22 protein-coding genes are annotated in these 19,802 nt (G+C 73.5%); 13 read left to right on the top strand and 9 right to left on the bottom strand.

All coding sequences use genetic code 11. The features are described from left to right. Positions 1–716: outer membrane protein (locus tag ACTJK8_RS18365; RefSeq protein WP_440762332.1), on the top strand; the 716-nt coding region annotated here is incomplete at its 5' end. Positions 717–918: 202 nt separating this feature from the next. On the opposite strand, the gene ACTJK8_RS18360 is transcribed toward ACTJK8_RS18365, so the two are convergent. Further along, entirely contained in the window at positions 919–1,482 is a 564-nt protein-coding gene (locus ACTJK8_RS18360; RefSeq protein WP_024830554.1) for a hypothetical protein, read from the bottom strand. A gap of 244 nt (positions 1,483–1,726) precedes the next feature. On the opposite strand from ACTJK8_RS18360, the gene ACTJK8_RS18355 reads away from it, so the two are divergent. From ACTJK8_RS18355 to ACTJK8_RS18320, 8 genes are all read left to right on the top strand, one after another. Then, on the top strand, positions 1,727–1,939 hold the full coding sequence (locus ACTJK8_RS18355; protein ID WP_440762331.1) for a hypothetical protein: 213 nt from the start codon (positions 1,727–1,729) through the stop codon (positions 1,937–1,939). 41 nt (positions 1,940–1,980) lie between these two features. Next, the gene (locus tag ACTJK8_RS18350; protein ID WP_029360835.1) at positions 1,981–2,985 is read left to right on the top strand and encodes an SDR family oxidoreductase; all 1,005 of its coding nucleotides are present in this window, start codon (positions 1,981–1,983) and stop codon (positions 2,983–2,985) included. A 168-nt stretch (positions 2,986–3,153) separates the two neighbouring features. Next, a complete protein-coding gene (locus tag ACTJK8_RS18345) occupies positions 3,154–3,420 on the top strand; it encodes a GCG_CRPN prefix-to-repeats domain-containing protein (RefSeq protein ID WP_043073478.1) in 267 nt (88 codons plus the stop codon). A gap of 254 nt (positions 3,421–3,674) precedes the next feature. Next, entirely contained in the window at positions 3,675–3,875 is a 201-nt protein-coding gene (locus ACTJK8_RS18340) for a hypothetical protein (RefSeq protein WP_234741745.1), read from the top strand. Positions 3,876–4,060: 185 nt separating this feature from the next. Next, positions 4,061–4,603, top strand: a complete 543-nt coding sequence (locus tag ACTJK8_RS18335) for a sigma-70 family RNA polymerase sigma factor (RefSeq protein ID WP_012318405.1) — start codon at positions 4,061–4,063, stop codon at positions 4,601–4,603. After that, entirely contained in the window at positions 4,600–5,430 is an 831-nt protein-coding gene (locus ACTJK8_RS18330) for an anti-sigma factor family protein (RefSeq protein WP_440762330.1), read from the top strand. The genes ACTJK8_RS18335 and ACTJK8_RS18330 overlap by 4 nt, the downstream gene beginning before the upstream one ends. A 70-nt stretch (positions 5,431–5,500) precedes the next feature. Beyond that, positions 5,501–6,184: a helix-turn-helix transcriptional regulator gene (locus ACTJK8_RS18325; RefSeq protein WP_012318407.1), complete on the top strand. Its 684-nt coding sequence runs from the start codon at positions 5,501–5,503 to the stop codon at positions 6,182–6,184. Positions 6,185–6,321: 137 nt separating this feature from the next. Continuing rightward, positions 6,322–6,549: a DUF1127 domain-containing protein gene (locus ACTJK8_RS18320; RefSeq protein ID WP_053621591.1), complete on the top strand. Its 228-nt coding sequence runs from the start codon at positions 6,322–6,324 to the stop codon at positions 6,547–6,549. Positions 6,550–6,597: 48 nt separating this feature from the next. Here the strand turns inward: ACTJK8_RS18320 and ACTJK8_RS18315 are convergent, their stop codons facing one another. After that, positions 6,598–7,617: a zinc-dependent alcohol dehydrogenase family protein gene (locus tag ACTJK8_RS18315; protein ID WP_012318409.1), complete on the bottom strand. Its 1,020-nt coding sequence runs from the start codon at positions 7,615–7,617 to the stop codon at positions 6,598–6,600. A gap of 234 nt (positions 7,618–7,851) precedes the next feature. Here ACTJK8_RS18315 and serA point away from each other — a divergent pair, with 234 nt between their 5' ends. After that, positions 7,852–9,075 (top strand): phosphoglycerate dehydrogenase, encoded by a 1,224-nt coding sequence (gene serA / locus ACTJK8_RS18310; protein ID WP_012318410.1) that lies wholly within the window; start codon positions 7,852–7,854, stop codon positions 9,073–9,075. 48 nt (positions 9,076–9,123) lie between these two features. Here serA and ACTJK8_RS18305 read toward each other — a convergent pair whose 3' ends face one another. The 4 genes from ACTJK8_RS18305 to ACTJK8_RS18290 form a co-directional block, all read right to left on the bottom strand. Beyond that, positions 9,124–11,118 (bottom strand): family 2A encapsulin nanocompartment cargo protein cysteine desulfurase, encoded by a 1,995-nt coding sequence (locus tag ACTJK8_RS18305; RefSeq protein ID WP_012318411.1) that lies wholly within the window; start codon positions 11,116–11,118, stop codon positions 9,124–9,126. Then, on the bottom strand, positions 11,105–12,520 hold the full coding sequence (locus ACTJK8_RS18300) for a family 2B encapsulin nanocompartment shell protein (protein ID WP_012318412.1): 1,416 nt from the start codon (positions 12,518–12,520) through the stop codon (positions 11,105–11,107). Before ACTJK8_RS18300 ends, ACTJK8_RS18305 begins: the two co-directional genes overlap by 14 nt. Before the next feature lie 429 nt (positions 12,521–12,949). Then, positions 12,950–13,822, bottom strand: coding sequence for a serine O-acetyltransferase (gene cysE / locus ACTJK8_RS18295; RefSeq protein WP_012318413.1), 873 nt, complete (start codon positions 13,820–13,822; stop codon positions 12,950–12,952). Positions 13,823–13,835: 13 nt separating this feature from the next. Next, entirely contained in the window at positions 13,836–14,042 is a 207-nt protein-coding gene (locus tag ACTJK8_RS18290; protein ID WP_058608297.1) for a hypothetical protein, read from the bottom strand. A gap of 597 nt (positions 14,043–14,639) precedes the next feature. Between ACTJK8_RS18290 and ACTJK8_RS18285 the strand changes: the two genes are divergently transcribed. The 3 genes from ACTJK8_RS18285 to ACTJK8_RS18275 all read left to right on the top strand — a co-directional run bounded on the left by ACTJK8_RS18285 (position 14,640) and on the right by ACTJK8_RS18275 (position 16,542). Further along, on the top strand, positions 14,640–14,915 hold the full coding sequence (locus ACTJK8_RS18285; RefSeq protein ID WP_012318415.1) for a hypothetical protein: 276 nt from the start codon (positions 14,640–14,642) through the stop codon (positions 14,913–14,915). Between the two features lie 55 nt (positions 14,916–14,970). Continuing rightward, positions 14,971–16,221: a hypothetical protein gene (locus tag ACTJK8_RS18280; RefSeq protein WP_024830544.1), complete on the top strand. Its 1,251-nt coding sequence runs from the start codon at positions 14,971–14,973 to the stop codon at positions 16,219–16,221. A 99-nt stretch (positions 16,222–16,320) separates the two neighbouring features. Beyond that, on the top strand, positions 16,321–16,542 hold the full coding sequence (locus ACTJK8_RS18275; protein ID WP_012318417.1) for a hypothetical protein: 222 nt from the start codon (positions 16,321–16,323) through the stop codon (positions 16,540–16,542). A gap of 15 nt (positions 16,543–16,557) precedes the next feature. Here the strand turns inward: ACTJK8_RS18275 and ACTJK8_RS18270 are convergent, their stop codons facing one another. Genes ACTJK8_RS18270 through ACTJK8_RS18260 form a run of 3 tightly spaced genes read right to left on the bottom strand, consistent with a single transcriptional unit; the run spans position 16,558 to position 19,799 of the window. After that, positions 16,558–17,355, bottom strand: a complete 798-nt coding sequence (locus ACTJK8_RS18270) for an ABC transporter ATP-binding protein (RefSeq protein ID WP_440762329.1) — start codon at positions 17,353–17,355, stop codon at positions 16,558–16,560. 7 nt (positions 17,356–17,362) lie between these two features. Then, complete coding sequence (locus tag ACTJK8_RS18265) at positions 17,363–18,730, bottom strand: ABC transporter substrate-binding protein (protein ID WP_012318419.1); 1,368 nt, start codon at positions 18,728–18,730, stop codon at positions 17,363–17,365. 34 nt (positions 18,731–18,764) lie between these two features. Continuing rightward, positions 18,765–19,799: a branched-chain amino acid ABC transporter permease gene (locus ACTJK8_RS18260; RefSeq protein WP_012318420.1), complete on the bottom strand. Its 1,035-nt coding sequence runs from the start codon at positions 19,797–19,799 to the stop codon at positions 18,765–18,767. Positions 19,800–19,802: the final 3 nt, after the last annotated feature.

The raw sequence follows: 19,802 nt of genomic DNA, 5'->3' as shown, positions 1-19,802 counted from the left end.
TCTTCACCTGGACCGGCGCCTACTTCGGTATCAACGCCGGCTACGCCTTCGACGCCAGCAGCAACAACACCAACAGCTTCGGCGTGCCCGCCCCCTACGGCAACGGCACCACCGCCTTCTTCAGCCAGCGCAACCAGGAAGGCTTCACCGGCGGTGGCCAGGTTGGCTACAACTTCCAGTTCACCCCCGGCTCCGGCATCGTCGTCGGTGTCGAGGCCGACGCCCAGTACCTCGACTTCGGCCGCAGCCGGAACAACGCCTTCCTCGTCGGCCCGCTCGCTCCCGGCTACTACGTGACCGACCCGCGCGGCCTCTCCAGCCTCGACTTCTTCGGCACCGTGCGCGGCCGCATCGGTTACGCCTTCGACCGCGTGCTGTTCTACGGCACCGGCGGCTTCGCCTACGGCTCGGGCAGCGCCGACCGCTCCTTCGGCGGCTTCGCCGGCAACGACAGCTTCCGCACCGGCTACGCCGTCGGCGGCGGCATCGAGTACGCCCTGCCCACCGACTCGTTCCTGAACTTCTTCCGTTCGAACGCCGTGACGCTCAAGGTCGAAGGCCTGTACGTCAACCTCGACCGCAACACCCGCAACCAGGGTGCGTTCGTCATCAACGCCGCCAACAACTTCCCGGTGGTGTACAACAACATCGGCCGCCGCGACGACGAGTTCGCCGTCATCCGCGCCGGCCTGAACTACAAGTTCGGCTCGTACTGAGAAGCCCGCGCGTCGGCGCCCCCCGCGCCGCGGGGGGCTGCGTCCCGCTCACCGGGATGGCGCGCGAGCCTCTGGACAGGCCGCACCCTCTCTCGACCTGAGCATCCCCAGCCCGATCAAACTGGCCGCTTGAGCCGAGGAGCGTCCCGGGAGCCATTCCCGGGACGTCTTGCGTCGGGGCGACGGCCCGCCGCGCCACGCCTCAGGCGTGGACCGCGTGCTCCAGCTGCGCCTTCGACATCCGCGACCGGCCGGGCACGTTCTGCGCCCGGGCCTTGCGCATCAGTTCGGCCTTCGTCGTCTCCGACTTTCCGCCCCCCTTGCCGCTCCCCTTGCTGCCGCCCCTGCCGGACGCCTTGGCGGACTTGCCGTCCTCGCGCGCCGCGGCGGCCTTCTCGGCGGCCGCCTTCGGCTGCTTCGAGAACTGTTTGCCCTTCCGGGTATCGGCGCGCTTCTTGGCCGTGCTGGCGGCGTATTCCTCGTCGGTCAGGCTCTCGCGGGCCTTCTTGGGCAGGTAGCGCTCGCCGGTCTTGCCGCTCTCCTTGCCCGACTTCGTGCCCCATTCCTCGTCGGTCCACTGCTGGAGATGGTTGTCGGCCGCCTTCTTGCCGGCGTAGCCGCCACCTTCCTTCTTGTATTCGGCAGTCGCGATCTGCGCCTTGCGCGCCGACCACTGACCAGGCTTTCCGCCCTTCTCGGACTTCGTGACCCGCGTCTTCACCTTGTCCCAGAGTTTGGGGTCGGTCTTCTTGGCGGTTCCTGACATCGGCGCCTCGTGAAAAAGATTTGGCAGACAACACGAGCCCCGCGGTCGTGTTCCTGCGGCGCGTTCGCCCAATCCGCGCCGCCCCGCACGCGAGGCCCGCTGCCGCCGCGACTGGGGCCGCCGGATACGCCGGGCGCCTGACGGGTTGGCCCTCAGGGGATCGGCCGCGTGGTCCGATCCGCCGGGGGCTCCGTCGCGGCACGCGGCGGCGCCCGGAAACTAGGTCCATCGCGAGGGATGCAGCATGGCCGACGCGCCGGACGACACCCAGGCCGAGCGGATGCCGCGCGGCGAACCGGAGCGCGCGGGCTTAGCCGAGAGCCCCCGCGACACCGCCACCGGCACGGTCAGGCCGCAGGACGGCCCGATGGAGCGGGCCGGCACCGAGAAGCAGGAGGCGCGCCGGGGCGGGGCCAGCCTCGGCGCGGAGCGCGACCGGCCGGGCGGCGGGCGCTGAGCGCCGACAACGAGACAGCCCACGAGAGAGGAAGACGCAGCATGCGGATCCGGCACAAGCCCCTGCGCGAGCAGGTGATCGTCATCACCGGCGCCTCCAGCGGGATCGGCCTCGCCACGGCCCGGGCGGCCGCCCGCCGCGGCGCCCGCGTCGTGCTGGCGGCCCGGAACGGCGCCGCCCTCGACGACATCGTCCGCGACATCCAGGAGCGCGGCGGCGAGGCCCGAGCCGTGGTGACCGACGTGTCCCGCCGCGAGGATGTCGAGGCGCTGGCCGCCGAGACCGTGCGCGCCTACGGCGGCTTCGACACCTGGGTCAACAACGCCGGTCTCTCGATCTTCGGCCGCCTCGAGGAGGTCTCGGACGCGGATCACCGCCGGCTGTTCGACGTCAATTTCTGGGGGATCGTCTACGGGTCGACCGTGGCGCTGCAGCACCTGAAGAAGGCCGGCGGCGCGCTGATCAACCTGGGCTCCGTCGCGTCCGACCTCGCCTTGCCGATCCAGGGCATGTACTCCGCCTCCAAGCACGCGATCAAAGGCTTCACGGACGCGCTCCGGATGGAGCTTCAGGAGGAGGGTGCCCCGGTCTCGGTGACGCTTATCAAGCCGGCCTCGATCGACACGCCGTTCCCCGAGCATGCTCGGAACTACATGGCGCAGGCGCCCAAGCTGCCGCCACCGGTCTACGCCCCCGCGGACGTCGCGGAGGCCATCCTGTACGCCGCGGAGCACGGCCCCCGCGACCTCTATGTCGGCGGCGGCGGCAAGCTGATGAGCGCGATGCGCAAGCGGGTGCCCGCGGTGACCGACTGGATGGGCGCGCAGGTGATGTCGCGGAGCCAGACCGCGGGCGTGGCCGGCAGGCAGCGGGACGGCGCCCTCCACGCGGCCGGCCGCGACGGCGCCGTGCGGGGCGGCTCGCCCCACCACGTCATGCGCAGCGCCTACACCCGGGCCTCGATCAACCCGGCCCTGACCGGGATCCTGCTGGCGGGGGCCACGGCCGCCGCGGCCGCGCTCCTGGGCCGTGCCGACCGCCGCTAGGACGCCGCTAGGACGCCGCTGCGGCGCCCGCTCCCGTGCGGGCGCCGGCCGGACTGTTTGTTTCTAGACGATGATAGCGGAGGTCAGCCCACATTCAGGCCCGAAGACCATCCTAGCCGGGTCTTGCGCCGGGCCGAACCGGCGCGAAACCGAGCAGAAGGTCTGATGATGATGCACGTGAAGATGATCGCGGCCGCCGCGGCTGTCGTCGGCGGCCTCGGCCTGGCCTCCGCCGGCGCGGCGCCCCTGGCGCCCGCCGGCGCCGATACGATCAGCGGCCCCGCCGCGGTCAGCACGGTCGCGTTCGGCTGCGGCCCGGGCTGGGCGCCCGGCCCGTACGGACGCTGCCGGCCGATGTACCGGCGGCCGCGCTTCTACGGCCCGCGCTGCTTCTTCCGTCCGACCCCGTGGGGTCCGCGGCGCATCTGCCGCTAGGGACGCGCAGGCACGCGTCCCGACGCGAGGGTCCGGCGCAGATCCGGCGCCGAACCGTGACACGGCCCGCGGGTTGATCCAGGGGCAGGCCCCGTCTCCGAGGAGGCGGCAGCCTGCCCCTTCCCGTTGGCGGCGCGGCGGGCGGGATCGGGCGGCGGGACGGCGCGTCCGCCCCCCATCCGTTCCGGCCTCCGGCGGTGCCGGGGACCCCACGCCCGGGACCGCGCACGGTCCCGCTCCGGTTGGACATGACCATGGCCCAGGATCAGAGCGGCGGCGCGAACCCCACGGCGGCGGAGCGGGCGGCGGCCGAGCGCGTCGCCCGCAAACGCCTCGGCCCGGACGGCTGCCCGGAGCCGGGGCCCGACCCCCGATCGCCGACCGGACAGGCCAGCGGGATGAAGGCCGCGGGGCCGGACCGCCGGGCCGCCGTCCGGCCCCGCGGCGACCGCTAGCGGCGCCCAACGGGCCGAGACGCTCTCCGAGAAGCGCGCGAACGTGCTCGTGCCCGGCCGCGGGAATAAAGCCCGCCGCCGCCCGGTTCCCGATTGTGTGGCACAAGGCTGCAGGCAGGAGCACCAGGGCGGGACCCCATGGCTTCGCAGGCTCTCGACGGGCCGGGCCCGGCCCGGCCGCCGGCATGACGACCCTGGCGCGGGCGCGCTTCAGCCAGCTCGTTCTCCCGCGCCTGGACGAGGGCTACCGGCTCGCGCACTGGCTCACCGGCAACGCCACCGACGCCGAGGACGTGATGCAGGAGGCGTGTCTGCGCGCCTACCGGGCGATCGAGGGGTTCGCCGAGGGCAATGCCCGGGCGTGGTTCCTGACCATCGTCCGCAACACCGGCTATTCCTGGCTGCAACGGCACCGGCCGCGGGCGGTGGTCTTCGCCGACGACCTCGCCCCCGAGGCCCGCGCCGAGCTGGAGATCGGGGGCGCCCTGACCGAGGCTCCGGAGACGCCCGAGGCGACCCTCATCGCCCGCGACGATGCGGGGCAGCTCGCCCGGGCCGTCGAGGCCCTGCCGGTGGCCTTCCGCGAGGCGCTGGTCCTGCGCGAGTACCACGGCCTCAGCTACCGGGAGATCGCCACGGTGACGGGGGTCCCGATCGGGACCGTGATGTCGCGCCTCGGCCGCGCGCGGCAGCACCTGCTTGCACGGCTCGCGAGGGACGGGCGATGACCGACGACGAGACCCTCCTGCTCCTCAGCGCCTACGCGGACGGCGAGCTGTCGCCCGGCGAGGTCCTGGCCATGGAGCGCCGTCTCGCGGCGGACCCCGATGCACGGGCCCTGGCGGAGCGCCTCCGCACCCTGTCCGGCACCCTGCGCGAGACCCTCGCGGGGCCGCCCGCCCCGGAATCCCTGCGGGCGCGCGTGGTCGAGCAGGTCGGCTTCTCCGACCCGCCCCCGTCCCGCGGCCGCTTCGGAGGCGCGCTCGGGTCCTGGCCCGAGACCTGGCTCGAATCCTGGCTCAAGTCCTGGCGCGGATCCCGGCAGGCACTGGCCGCGACGCTGCTCGTCGGTCTCGTCGGCGGGGCCGCGCTCGGCGGCGGGGCCGTCTATCTCGACCGCCCCGGCGGCGCCCCGGATACCGGCGCGGCCGTGCTCGCCGGCCACCTCCGCGGCCTCGCGGCCCCCCAGCCCTTCGACATCGCCTCCTCGGACCGGCACGTGGTGAAGCCCTGGTTCAACGGCCGGACCACCCTCGCGCCCGAGGCGCCGGACCTGTCCGACAAGGGCTTCCCGCTGGTCGGCGGCCGGGTCGACATCGTCGGCGGCGCGCCCGTGCCGACGCTGGTCTATCGCCGCGACCGGCACGTCATCAGCGTCACGGTGATCCCGACCGCCGACGGTCCCGGGGCCGGCGAGGAGCGGCGCGACGGCTCGACGATCGAGCGCTGGCGCCTCGGCGACCTCACCTACTGGGCGGTCTCGGATCTCAACCGGCGCGACCTGCGCGCCTTCGTCGACCTGTTCCAGTCCCGGACCGGGGCCCCGCCCGGATAAGGCGGGAATAACGGCCGTCAATGCCGGGTTATTACTGATATCGTGATGTCGATCCGGCGAGGATCCCAGCGTGATCAGTCAATCACACCTGAACACCCGCAGAGCCGAAGCACGATCCGAGATCGGCCCCGCGCCGGAGCGGCGGTCCCAGGCCGGCGCCGCCCCGGCCTTCCCGGACCCGTCCCTCGTGGAGGCGGCGCTCCATCTCCTGGCTGAGCATCTCGAGCAGGGGCTGGCGGTGACCGACCGGTACGGGCGGGCCCATTTCCTGAACCGCGCCGCGCAGGCCTTCGTCGCGCGCGGCCTGCTGTGCCTCGAGCAGGGCGGCCTGCGCGGCGCGGCGCCCGAGGACAGCGCGGCGCTGCGCCGGGTCATCGCCCGCTGCGCCGCCGGCCATCGCGGCGGCTCGGTGCGCCTGGAGGGCGCGGGCGGCACGCTCCTGGTCGCCGCCTCGGCGCTTCCCGGCACGGTCGCCGAGGGCGCGGTTCTCCTGCGCCTCACGGACCCCGGGACGCCGCGCCTGCCGGATCCCGGCGTTCTCCAGGACCAATTCGGCTTCACGCCCGCGGAGGCGGCCCTGGCCGTCGACATCCTGGCCGGGAACGACCTCGCGGCGAGCGCGACGCGCCGCCGGATCACGCGGAACACGGCGCGCGTGCACCTGCGCCACCTGTTCGAGAAGACGGGGACGCGCCGCCAGGCCGAGCTCGTGCGGCTGCTCCTGCTGTGCCCGCAGCCGATCGCGGACGCTTAGCGCGATCCGGCAAAAATATTCGCGCCGCGAGCCACGATTAATCCGAACGGAGGATGCGCACAGTCCACGACAAAGCGACGCTGATCCGGCCGATCGTGGACGAAACACGGATCTCTCGGCGCAACGGAGACTGGATCATGATCCTCTCGTTCCTGAAATCTGCCCGAAAGAGCCGCATCGCGGCGCGAAATCTTCGCATTTTGTCGGCCCTCGACGACGAGATGCTGAGCGACATCGGCCTCGACCGGCGCACGCTCCGCGCCTTCTGCGAGAACGGCTGCTCGCACGTGCCGCCGCCGCCGAGCCAGGCCGAGGCGCCCCGGGTCGTCGCGATGCCCGGATCGCTCGGGATCGCCTTCCGCTGAACGCCCGCCGCACCGCCCGCCGCGACGCCCCAGGCCCGGCCCGAACGCTCAGATCTCGACGCAGATCTTGCCGAAGTGGCGGTTGCTCTCCTGGTGGCGGAACGCCGCGACGAGGTCGTCGAGGGGGAAGCGGCGGTCGATGACCGGCCGCAGCCCGCAGGCGTCGATGCCGCGGATCATCTCGATCTGGTGGCGCCGGCTGCCGACCAGCACGCCCTGCAGCCGGATCTGCTTCAGGAGCGCCGGCACCAGCGGCAGCTCGCCCGCGACGCCCGAGAGGATACCGATCACCGAGATGTGGCCGGCGACCCGCACGGCGGCCATGGACTGCTCCAGCGTCGCCGGCCCGCCGACGTCGAGGACGTGGTCGACGCCGCGCCCGTCGGTCAGGCGCCGGGCGGTCTCGCCCCAGGCCGGGTCGGCGCGGTAGTTGATGACGTGGTCGGCGCCGAGCCCGCGCAGGCGCTCCAGCTTGGCGTCGCTGGAGGAGGTGGCGATCACCGTGGCGCCCGCCGCCTTGGCGAATTGCAGGCCGAACAGCGACACGCCGCCGGTCCCCTGCACCAGCACCACGTCGCCGCTCTTCAGGCCGGCATCGGCGTGCAGTGCCCGCCACGCGGTCAGCGCGGCGGTGGTGAGCGTCGCCGCCTCGGCGTGGTCCCAGCCCTTCGGGGCGCGGGTGAAGGCGGTGGCGGGCGCGGTGACGCGCGCGCGGGCGTAGCCGTCGACCCCGTCGCCCGGCACGGTGGCGAAGCCCTCGACGAGCGGGGTGCCCTCCAGCCAGGTCGGGAAGAACGTGCTGACCACCCGGTCGCCCACGGCGAATTCGGTCATGCCCGGCCCCACGGCCTCGACCTCGCCGGCGCCGTCGGACATCGGGATGCGCGGCTCGCTCGGCCCCCACATCCCGCTGACCACCGCGTAGTCGTGGTAGTTGAGGGAGTTCGCCCGCAGGCGGACGGTGATCGCGCCGGGCCCGGGCTCCGGCACGGGCCGCTCGCCGAAGGTCACCTTGTCGAAGCCGCCGCCGGGCTGGACGATGACGGCACGGGCTGTCGATCCGGTCATGACGCACCTGTCGCTCCGCGGCCTCGGCCGCCGGGGTGGACACTGGCAGGCCCGGCGCGCCGCGTCGAGACGACGGAGCGGAGCAGTCCGCCGCGGGTGCGGGGGAGGGACCCGCGACAGGGGCCCGCGACAGGGGCCCGCCACCGGCGTCCGCAGCCCTTCCCGCCCTTGCCGCTGTGCCGCGCCGGCGCCAAGGTCACGGATCGCACCCCGTCCGTGGAAGGAGGACACACCGTGTCGACCGAGCGCGTCGTTCTGACCGAAAGCATAGCGCCGACGGCGTCCAAGATCTTCACCCAGGCCGGGATCGGCGCCATCCGGCAACTGCCGCGCGCGGTCAGCCCCGAGGATGCCCGCGATCTGGCCGACGTCACCGTCCTCGGCATCCGCTCGCGCACGCAGGTCACCGCCGCGCTTCTCGACGCCCTGCCCGATCTCGCCGCCATCGGCTGCTTCAGCGTCGGGACCAACCAGGTCGACCTCGAGACGGCGCGCGCCCGCGGCCTGCCGGTCTTCAACGCGCCGTTCTCGAACACGCGCAGCGTCGCCGAACTCACGATCGGCGAGATCGTGATGCTGCTCCGGCGCATCCTGCCGCGCTCGGAATCCGCCCATGCCGGCGGCTGGGACAAGTCGGCCACCGGCGCCTTCGAGGTGCGCGGCAAGACCCTCGGGATCGTCGGCTACGGCAATATCGGCGCGCAGCTCTCGAACCTCGCCGAGGCGATGGGCATGCGCGTCATCTTCTACGATCTCACCGACAAGCTGCGCCACGGGAACACCGAGCCGGCCGAGAGCTTCGAGGCCCTGCTCGCCGCCAGCGACGTGGTCAGCCTGCACGTCCCGGAGACACCGCTGACCCACGGGCTGATGGGCGCGGAGCGGATCCGCGCGATGAAGCCGGGCGCCTACCTGATCAACAACAGCCGCGGCACGGTCGTGGACCTGGACGCCCTCGCGGCGGCGCTGCGCGACGGGCATCTCGCCGGGGCCGCGATCGACGTCTTTCCCGTGGAGCCGACGTCCAACGCCGAGCGCTTCGTCTCGCCCCTGCAGGGCCTGCCGAACGTCATCCTCACCCCCCATGTCGGCGGCTCGACCGAGGAGGCCCAGGATCGCATCGGCGCGGAGGTGGCCCGCAAGCTGGTCGACTACATCCAGACCGGCTCGACGCTCGGCGCGGTGAATTTCCCGCAGGTCCAGCTGCCGCCGCGCCTGTCCGGCGCGCGCTTCCTCCACGTGCACCGGAACGTGCCCGGCGTGCTCGGGCAGATCAACGCGATCTTCTCGGGCCGGTCGCTCAACATCGACGCGCAGTACCTGCAGACGGACGGCGAGTTCGGCTACGTCGTGGTGGACGCGTCGGTGCCGCCGGGCGAGGCGGACGGGGTCCTGCACGCGCTGCGGGCCATCGACGGCACCGTGAGGACCCGGCACCTGCGGCCGAAGGCGGGGTAGAGAGCCCGGCCCGCAACGGGGCGCCGGCGCGCGGCCGGCGCCCTCTGCTCAAGGCCGCGGCAGGGTGTGCAGCGCCCTCAGGAAGGCGTCGACATCCGCGCGGGTGTTGTAGAAGGCGAGCGAGGCCCGCACCGACTGGTCGACGCCGAACCGGCGCAGGGCCGGCAGGGCGCAGTGATGGCCCGAGCGCACCGCGATGCCGTGCGCGTCGAGGTGGTGCGCCACCGCCTCGTTCGTCTGCCCCTCGATCACGAAGGACATCACGCTCGCCTTCTCCCGGGCCGTGCCGATCAGGCGCAGGCCCTTCACGTCGGCGAGGCCGCCCTGCGCGTAGTCCAGGAGGTCGTGCTCGTAGGCGGCGATCGCCGGCATGCCGATGCCCGCGAGGTAGTCGAGCGCCGCCCCCAGACCGACCGCCCCGGCGATGTCGGGCGTGCCGGCCTCGAACTTCTCGGGCGCGCCCTTGTAGACGGTCTTCGCGAAGGTGACGTCCTCGATCATGTGGCCGCCGCCCTGCCAGGGCGGCATCGCCTCGAGCAGGTGCGTCTTGCCGTAGAGCGCGCCGATGCCCGTCGGCCCGAACACCTTGTGGCCGGAGAAGACCAGGAAGTCCGCGTCCAGGGACTGCACGTCCAGCGGCATGTGCGGCGAGGATTGCGCCGCGTCGACCAGCACCGGCACCCCGTAGGCGTGGGCGAGCTGGATGATCTCCCGCACCGGGTTCACGGTGCCGAGCGCGTTGGCCACCTGCGTCACCGAGACGATCTTGGTGCGGCCCGACAGGAGCGCCGCGTACTGCTCGAAGATGATCTCGCCGCGGTCGTTCACCGGGATCACCCGGAGCGTCGCCCCGGTCTGCTGCGCCAGCAGCTGCCAGGGCACGATGTTGGCGTGGTGCTCGATGGTCGAGACGATGATCTCGTCGCCCGGGCCGATCTGGGCCCGGCCGTAGGAATTGGCGACGAGGTTGATCGCCTCCGTGGTGCCGCGCAGGAAGACGATGTCGTCCTTCGACGGGGCGTTGAGGAAGCGGCGCACCGCCTCGCGGCCGCCCTCGAACAGGTCCGTGGCGCGCGCGGCCAGGGTGTGGGCGGCCCGGTGGATGTTCGAGTTGTGCCGGGCGTAGAACGCCGCGGTCGCGTCGATCACGGCCTGGGGCTTGTGGGTGGTGGCGGCGTTGTCGAGCCAGACCAGCGGGTGGCCGTTGACGCTCTGGTGCAGGGCCGGGAAGTCCCGGCGGACCTGCTCCACGTCGAAGGGCGCCGCCACCGGGCTCGATCCCTGGGCGGCGAGGCGCGGCGCCGGACCGGGATAGCGGGTCGGCTCGACCCGTGGGCTCGCCGCCGCCCCGCGGGCCGGCCCGGGGCCGAGAGGCAGGAAGTAGTAGTCGCCAGCCGGCGCTTCGGGCGCCCGGGACCGCCGACCGGTCCGGGCGAGGCTCTCCGGCGCCTCATCGCGGCCGGCCTTCGACGGGTCGGCGGGCACGAGGTCCGGGACGAGGGCGTGCGCGAAGGCGTTGGCGCGGGGGTGGTCGGCGGCGATCTGGCGGTGCAGCTCCGGACCGCCGGGGAGGGCGGCCGCCAGCGCCGGGGCGCCGGCGAGGGAGAAGTCCGGCAGGACGGGGCGCGGGCTCGCGGGGTGGACAGGCGGGATCGCCGCCGCGTCGGGGAACGCCGGGCTCGCGGGTGCGCGGTTCGGCAGGGTCGGGCCGGAGAGGCCCGGCAGGCCGACCGGCGGCGCCCCGAAGGAGCGCGCCGGCAGCGCCGACGCGTCGGGCTGCAGCCCGGCGGGCTGGCCGCCCGCGGGAGCGGAGGGGACGCCCACGGGCGCGCCCGGCAGCGGCGCCCCGCCCGGGCCCTGGGGCAGGCCCTCGAGCGCCTGCGGGACCTGGGGGCCGGCGGGGATCGCCGGCGCGAACGGCTGGCTCGCGGCCTGCCCCTGCCGGTAGATCTCCCGGGCGAGGCGCCCGACGAGATCCGCGTGGGCCAGCTCGCCCGGGCTCGCCCCGGGCAGCCCGAGGGCGAAGGCCTCAGGCGTAGTCATGGTAGTTGCCCAGCAGCACGTTATCGAGGCGGGCGATCGCGTCCTCGACCAGCACGGCGGCCGAGAAGTAGCGGGTCACGAGGTGCGAGGCGATCGAGTGGTCGTTGGTGCCCATGTAGCGCACCGACAGGCCGGGCTCGATCTCGCCGGTCACGCCCGACTTCTGCAGGCCGACCACGCCCTGCTCGCCCTCGCCGACGCGCAGCAGCAGGATCGCGGTGGTCTCGGCCCCGGTCACCGGGTCGATGTCGATCGGCAGCTTGTCGCTCGGCACCAGCGGCACGCCGCGCCACGTGATGAACGGCGCGCCGAACAGGTGGACGACGACCGGCGGCACGCCGCGGCGGGTCGCCTCCCGGCCGAAGGCCGCGATGGCGCGGGGATGGGCCACGAAGAAGGCGGGCTTCTTCCAGACCAGGGTCAGCAGCTCGTCGAGGTCGTCCGGGGTGGGCGGGCCGCCGCGGGTGGGGATGCGCTGGCGCGGGCCGACCTCGTGGAGCAGGCCGAACTGCGCGTTGTTCAGGAGCTCCCACTCCTCGCGCTCCTTCACGGCGTCGACCGTGAGGCGGATCTGCTCGCGGAGCTGGTCGATCTCGTTGGAGTAGAGGTCGGTGACCCGCGTGTGGGTGTTGAGGATCGTCTGGATGGTCGAGAGGTGGTACTCGCGCGGATCGACCTCGTAGTCGACGAAGGTCGTCGGCAGGCGCGGCTCGCCGGTATGGACCGCCAGCAGCTCGATGCCCTGCTCGCCGTAGGAATTGGTGTGCCCTTTGAGGCGGTCGCGCTCCTCGCGGTACTGCGCGATCTTGGCGCGGATCTCCTCGCTCTCCACCGCGGCGGCATCGAGGGTCAGGAGGGTCACGGCCGACAGGGCCTTCACGGCCGGGGCGGGCGCGCTCTCGCCGGCGAGACCGGCATCGCCGAAATAGTCGCCCTTCGTGGCGAGCCCCTGGCGCAGGCGGCCCTTGTAGGGACCCGAGAGGGTCAGCTCGACCGTGCCGTCGGCCACGACCGTGAGGCTGCGGCCCGCGGACCCCTCCTCGTGGATCACCGCGCCGGCCTGGTGCCGGCTCTCGGTGAACTTGGCCGCCAGCGTGGCCAATTCGGCATCGCCCAGCCGGCTGAACAGCGGCACGGCGCGCAGGGAGGACGGGCGGATCACCCGGCCCTTGCCATCTCCCTTGCCATCCCCCTTGTCCTCGGCGACGAGATCGATCCGGCCGGGCTTGGCCAGCACGACGGCGCGGCGGTTGACGCGGTAGACCCCGCCCGCAACGTCCACGAAGGGCAGGAGCCGGAGCAGCCAGCGCGGCGTGTTGGCCGCGTTCTGGACCGAGGTGACGGTCGCCGTCGCAAGATTGCGTGCCGCCGTGGCGCTCACGCTCAGACCCGGTCCGCTCATCGTTCGTCCTCACTCCATCCAAGATTGCAGGCGCGCCGCATCGTTCCGCGCGGCGGCGGTGCGCCCCGCAAGTTGTGCGAGGCGGGCGCAAGACGTTTCGATCAAGATCTGACGACGACCGCGACCTGAGCGACCGAGTCGTCAATCAAAGCACGCATTCTCCGCGTCCAGACAGCCATCGTCAGGCCGCTCAACCGGTCTCACGTCATCGCTTCTCCGGCGAGGTCTGGATAATGTCTGATTCGCCCGATGGTCAACGAAAGGATATCCCTATTTTCCGCGCCTTCTTGGAAGCGGGCACCCTGGCATGCACGGCACATAGGACATGATCATCCTCAGACCGTCCGGTCAGAGAATTTCATTTTACTACGCCGCGCGCCGCGGCGGCGGCCGGACGACTTTGTTGTCAGGAATAATCTTTCGCGCGTCTCAGATGCCATCCCCGTAGCCGAAGGACTGGTCCATGCTGAGCGCCGGCTCCTCGCCGACGGGCAGGCGCGAGACGACCCGGGCCGGCACGCCCGCCACGGTCGTGTGGGGCGGCACGTCCTGCAGCACCACCGCGGCGGCCGCGACCTTGGCGCCCGCCCCGACGCGGATGTTGCCCAGCACCTTGGCGCCGACGCTGAGCAGCACCCCGCGCTCGATCTTGGGGTGCCGGTCGCCGCTCTCCTTGCCGTTGCCCCCGAGCGTCACCGACTGGAGGATCGAGACGTCGTCGGCGATCGCCGTGGTCTCGCCGATCACCACGCCGGTGGCGTGGTCGATGAACACCCCCGAGCCGATCCGGGCCGCCGGGTGGATGTCGCAGCCGAACACCTCGGAGATCCGGCTCTGGACGTGCAGCGCCAGGGTCGCCCGGCCCCGGTGCCAGAGCCAGTGGCCGACCCGGTAGGCCTCGAGCGCCGCCAGCCCCTTGTAGAACAGGAACGGGTCGAGGTAGCGGCGGCAGGTCGGGTCGCGCTCGCGGATCGCCACGAGGTCGCGCACCGCGTGGGCGCCGGCCTGCGGGTCGGCCTCGAAGGCCGAGAGGCACAGGTCGCGCATCGACAGACGGGCGAGGTCGCCGTCCCCGAGGCGGTGGGCGAGCCGGTAGGCGAAGGCCTGGGCCAGCGAGCGCTGGTCGAGGATCGTCGCCTGGATGATCCCGGCATAGAGCGGCTCCTCGATCAGGGCCGCCTCGGCCTCGGCGCGCAGGGCCGCCCAGACCTCGGCCTCCCCCGTGCCGCGGCTCGTGATGCGCAGGGGCGGCTGGACCACGGCCATCGTGGCACCCGCGGCGGGCAGGGCGGCGTGATGCATCGGTCGCCGCCGATCACGGCACGGGGCGGAACAGGTCGGGCAGGTAGCGCTTCAGGGTGTCGTGCCCCTGGAACGTCACGTCCACGGTCGCCGGGGCGTCGCCCGCGCGGTGGACGCCCACCACCCGGCCCCGGGCGTGCCGCCAGATTCCCAGGATCTCGGCGAGGTCGGGGCGCGCGAACACGACCGCGTCGCCCTGCATCATCGTCCCTGAGGCCATGGTGTCGTTCCCCTTGGATCGGCCGTCTGTGGCGGGCTGATTCTGCCGCCGGGGGGCGCCTGTGCCGGGGCCTGCGCCGCCGGCGAGAAGCCTTTTCCGGACACCCCGGCTTGCCGGAGAAGGTTTCGGCCGCGCGGGCCCGAAACCGGAGCATCGTCTTCGCTAAGCCTCTGTCACAGAACGATATTTAAGCATCGCCCCGTCTTTGGCAAGCCCGGTCTCCGGCATGCTCCGGGCGCGGCCAGACCCCGGCCGGCACGGTCCGTCGATCGCGGCCGCGACGCCGGCGCGCCCCCGCCGGCCCCGTGCTTCTGCTCCGCGACGCGGCTTCGACGAACAACCTGCGCTGCAAGTCCTCGCCAATTTGGCAGCACATTCTCGGGACCGCCCCCTACATTGACGGTGTCGACGCGCAGTCGTTGTCCAGTCGTGGCCCAGTCGTGGCCCCACCGACACGCAGTCGAAGCGGAGCCGAACGGAGGTTTGCCGTGATCGCCAGCAAGGAACGGATCGCCCGGATGATTGCGCCGTGTCTGCCGTGTTGCCGCGTCCAGGAGGAGGAGAGCGCACGACATCAGACACGAGAGGCGACCATCGATGCTGACCTATGACACGACCCGGAACACCCGTCCCGACCTGAGCCCCGAACCGGCCGCTCTCGGCCGAGCCCTGTCCCGGAGCATCCGCTCCCATCCCTCCCACGAACGCGCCGCCCTCGCGAGCGCCCTCGACGACGGCCTGATGCCCGACGAGGTCGCCCGCATCCTCGCCGGTCGCCGGGTGGCGGAGGCTTTCCCGATCCGCTGGGGCGAGAGCCCGGAAGCCTACGCGTCCCGGGCCGTGTCCGAGATGTTCGTCGCCTACCTCCAGTAGGCGCGCCGCTGCCGGCCGCGCCGGCCTCTCCGACCACGAACGATGGGAACCTGTCATGTCGGTCTTCCCCCGCGGGTGGAGGCGCCGGACGGGGACGGCTGCCTGCGCGCTCGCCCTGGCGCTCGGTGCCGCCGGCCCGGCCGCGGCCGGACACACGCCGAAGGGCCGCGCCGCGGCCGCCACCGCGGCCGGCGGACCGGACGTCCCGGCCCGGCTCACGGTCGGGCCGGGCGGCCGGGACCTGCGGCTCGCGGGCGATCTCACGGCGGGCGTCGCCGCGCGGGCCGCCGCCATCCTCGCCGCGCACCCGCGGATCGCGCGCATCCATCTCACGAGCGACGGCGGCCTCGTGGAGGAGGGGGCGGCGATCGGGGCGCTCGTGGCGGCGCGGGGGCTCGCCACCTACGTCCCCGACGCCTGCGCCTCGGCCTGCACGCTGATCTTCGTCCGCGGCCGGACGCGCTACCTCGCGACCGGCGCGCGGCTCGGCTTCCACGCGCCCTACGAGATCGGGGCGCGGGGCCGGATGCGCCCGGTGGATTCCGCGCCGGAGCGGGCGGCCTACCGGGCCGCCGGCCTGCCGGCGGCCTTCGTGACGCGGGCGCTGGCGGTGCCCCCGGCCGGGATCTGGATCCCGACGGACGGGGAGCTGCGCGCGGCCGGCATCGTCACCGAGGTCGTCGGAACGGACCGCTTCCCCGACTCGACCCTGGACGCGGATCCGAGCGCGGCCGGGGCGCGGGCCGCGATCCTGCGGAGCCTGCCGATCCTGCGCCGGGCCGAGGCGGCGGGGCTCGCCCCGATCACCCGGTGGTACCGGGACGGCTACGCCGCCGGCCGGCCCGAGGCGGAGGCCGCCGCGGGCCTGAGGCGGATGGCCGCCGGCTACCTGCAGCGGCGCTTCCGGGCGGCCGATGACGGCGTCGTCCGCGCCCTGGGCCAGCGGATCCTGGCGACGCTGGAGCGGGAGGACGCGGCGGCCTGCGGCCTCCTCGCGGCCGGCGACCTCGTGGCGCTCGACGCGCGCCTGCGGGCCGAGCGGCCCGCGTCCCACGGGCTCGCCCCGCTCCTCGCCCGGGCACGGGCCGCGCGGCCGGACGGAGCGGTCTGGGCGGACCCGCCCGCCACGGGCCCGGGCGCCGCGCGGTCGACGGCCGAAGCGGCTTTCCCGTCGGGCGATTGCGCCGCCCGGATCGCCGCGACGCGGCACGCCCTCGACTTGCCGCCCCGCGCGTCGGCTGCCGCGCTGCGGGCGCTGTTCCTCGCGGAGCCGCAGCAGATCCTGGCGAGCCGCGCCGGACCGTAGCGACGCCGCCGACCCTCGACACGCCGCGCCGGCGCCTATCTTCGCACCCGCGGCACGCCCCGGACGGGCGCCGGCCGCGGGGAGACGGGGGTTCGACGGATGCCGGATTATCGCCTGCGCGGGGCGGTCCGCGGCGAGGATGGCGAGATCGGCGCGCCCCGCGTCGACGAGGTGCTCACGGCCGCGGACGCGAAGGAGGCGGTCCGCCTCGCCAACGGCCGCTCGCTGACGATCGAGGACGACGCGGTGAACGCCCTGTGGCTGGTCGACGCCCACGGCACCCTGCTCTGGTCCCTGCGCCGCGCCGACCGGGAGTCCTGACGCGGGCCGGCGCCGTCAGGCGGGCGCGCGGCGGCGCGTCTCCGGCAGCGCCGCGTCGGGCTCATCGGCGCCGCCGAGATACAGGGACCGGACGTCGTCCCGCCCTCGCAGGGACGCGGCGGTGCCGGCGAGCGCGCTGCGGCCGTTCTCCAGCACGACGGCGTGGTGGGCGTGGCGCAGGGCGAGGCGGAGATTCTGCTCGGCCACCAGCAGGGTCAGACCCTCGGCGCGGTTCAGGCCGGCGAGCACCCGGTAGATCTCCTCCACCACGCGGGGGGCGAGTCCCATGGACGGCTCGTCGAGGACGAGCAGCCGCGGCCGCCCCATCAGCGCCCGACCGATCGCCGCCATCTGCTGCTCGCCGCCCGAGAGCAGGCCGGCGGCGACGCCCCGCTTCGCGGCGAGCCGCGGGAACAGATTGTAGACCCGCTCCAGATCGGCGCGCAGGCCGCCGCGGCCCGAGCCGCGCCCGAGGCCGCCCGCGACGAGGTTCTCCTGGACGCTCAGGCCCCGGAAGCAGTGGCGCCCCTCCAGCACGCCCACGAGACCGGCGCGGACGAGGGCGTCGGTCCGGGTCCGCGTCGCGTCGCGCCCGTCATAGGCGAGGCGCCCGGCCGTGACCCGGCCGCGCAGGGCCGGCAGCAGGTTCGACACCGCCCGCAGCAGGGTCGTCTTGCCGGCGCCGTTGGCGCCGACCAGGGCGACGATCTCCCCCGCCCGGACCGCGAGGTCGACGCCGTGCAGGGCGTGCACCGCCCCGCCGTAGACGACCTCCAGGGCCTCGACCTGCAGGAGGGTCGGCGCGGCGCTCATCGGGCGCTCACCGGGCCGCCGCGGCGGCGTGCTTGCCGCCCGCGTCCGCGGCCTCCTCCGCCGCGCAGTCGCGCGGGGTGATGCCGTGCTCCTTGGCGTAGGCGGTCGCGGACGCCTCGATGATCGGGCGCAGGCTCGCCCAGTCGGGGGCGATCCAGTCGGACACCACGGTCCACTTCGCCCCGTCCCATTGCTGGAAGGTGACGCGGCCCTCGCCCTCGTGGTTGGCGCAGGTGACGTTGATCGAGTGGAACAGGCCCTTGGCGCCGAGCGCCGCCACCCGGGCCTCGTCGAGGCGCAGGTGCTCGAAGCCCCAGCGCACCTCGTCGCCGGTGAGCGTGCGCTGGCCGAACTTGCCTTGCGCGATCCGCACCGCCTCGACGTTGAGGATGCCGTTCAGCACCCCGAGATTGTGGTAGACGCTGCCGATGCGTCTCCGGTCGGCGAGGTTGCCGTTGCCGGCCCCGTAGACCTTGCCGACGACCTCCTGGATCACCGGGTAGGCCGTGCCCGAGGCCTGGGTCGTGATGGCGACGTAGCCCTTGGCGGCGTCGCCCGCCGGGATGACGTCCTCCTCCGAGTTCGACCAGACATTGCCGACGATCCGGTCGGCCGGGAAGCCGGTCTTCTGGGCGGTCTTGAGGGCCACCGGATTCATCACGCCCCAGCCGCGCAGCACCACGAAGTCGGGCCGCAGGCGCCGGATCGTGAGCCACTGCGACTGCTGCTCGTTGCCGGGATGGGGCACCTCGATCTGCGCGACGGTGAAGCCGTAGCGCGCGGCGAGCTGCGCGTAGATCGGGATCGTCTCCTTGCCGTAGGGCGAGCCGTGATAGAGCACCGCGACGGTCTTGCCCCTCAGCTTGTCGAGGCCGCCCGCGCGGGTGCCGAGATACTGGATGATGCCGCTCGTCTCGCTGTAGGGGTTGAGCAGCAGCGGGAACACGTAGGGGAAGACGCGCCCGTCGGTGGAATCGGTGCGGCCGTGGTTGATCGTGATCAGCGGCACCTTGTCGGCGGTGATGCGGTCGATCATCGCGTAGGCGATGCCCACCGAGAGCGGGTTCCAGGCGGCGATGCCGGGCCGGGACTTGAGCCGCTCGTAGACCTCGACGCCGCGCTCGACCTCGTACTGGGTCTCGCCCTCGCTCCAAGTGAGCTTGACGCCGTTCACCCCGCCGTCCCGGGCGTTGATCAGGTTGAGATAGTCGATGAAGCCGCCGAAGAAGCCGGTCCCGCCGGCCGCGTAGGGGCCGACCCGGTAGCTCTGGAGCGGGAAATACTGCTCGTCGGCCCGTCCGGCCCGGGGGGCCGCGCCGGCGAGCACGACGGTGCCGGCGAGGAGCGCGGCGCGGAGACGGGTCGTCAGGGGCATGGTCGTCCTGGGGTTGGTCAGACGGGAAGGGGGATCAGGCGGCGCGGCGGCCGAGGCGGCGGCCCGCCCGGTCGAGGAGGGCGGCGAGGCCGGCGGGCTCGCGGATCAGCACGGCGACGATCAGGGCGCCGAGCACGATGCGCTGGACCATCTCCAGGGTGCCGGAATCGAACCCGTCGCCCAGGAGCGCCGCGCCGAGGCGCGCGAGGAGCAGGGGCAGCACCACGATGAAGCCCGCGCCCAGGAAGGCGCCGCGCAGGGTGCCCAGGCCGCCGATGATGACGATGAAGAGGATCTGGAAGGAGCGGTCGAGGTTGAACCCCGCCGGCTCGACGGTGCGCAGATACGCGAAGGCCCACAGCGCCCCGGCGATCCCGATCACGAAGGACGAGACCGCGAAGGCCAGGAGCTTGGTCCGGGCGACCTTCACGCCGACGAGGCGGGCGGCGGTCTCGTTGTCGCGGATCGCCACGAGGTCGCGGCCCGTGGGGGAGGCCGCGAGGCGCCACGCCAGGACGGTCAGCAGCGTGACCACGCTCAGCGAGAACAGGTAGCGCCCGCGCGGATCGTCGAAGGACAGGCCGGCCACCACCAGCCGGGGGGCGGTGATGACGCCCGAGGGGCTGTCGTCGGAGATCCAGCCGATCCGGTTCAGCGCCCAGGCGACGAAGAACTGCGCGGCGAGCGTCGAGACCGCGAGGTAGAAGCCGCGCAGCCGCAGGGCCGGCAGCCCCGCCACCAGCCCGGCGAGCGCCGCCACGAGGCCGGCGAGCAGGAGCGACACCGGCAGGGGCAGGCCGGGCAGGCGCAGCGACAGGTTGAAGGCCGCGTAGGCTCCGACCGCCATGAAGGCGGCCGAGCCCAGGGAGAGCAGCCCGGCATAGCCGGTGAGCAGGTTGAGCCCGAGGCCGGCCAGCGCCAGGGCCAGGAACGGCGTCAGCAGCGCCTCGAACACGTAGCTCGTGCCGGTGAGCGGCACGATCCCGTAGGCCAGGACCAGCAGGGCACCGAGACCGAGGGTGCGGGCGGACAGGCGGGCGCGCGGTGCGGCGAGGGGGAGGGCGTCCATGGT

Source organism: Methylobacterium sp. 22177 (assembly GCF_052045615.1).
Lineage (GTDB): Bacteria > Pseudomonadota > Alphaproteobacteria > Rhizobiales > Beijerinckiaceae > Methylobacterium > Methylobacterium radiotolerans.
The sequence above is the reverse complement of the archived record's forward strand: the minus strand, read 5'-3'. Positions and strand labels throughout refer to the sequence as shown.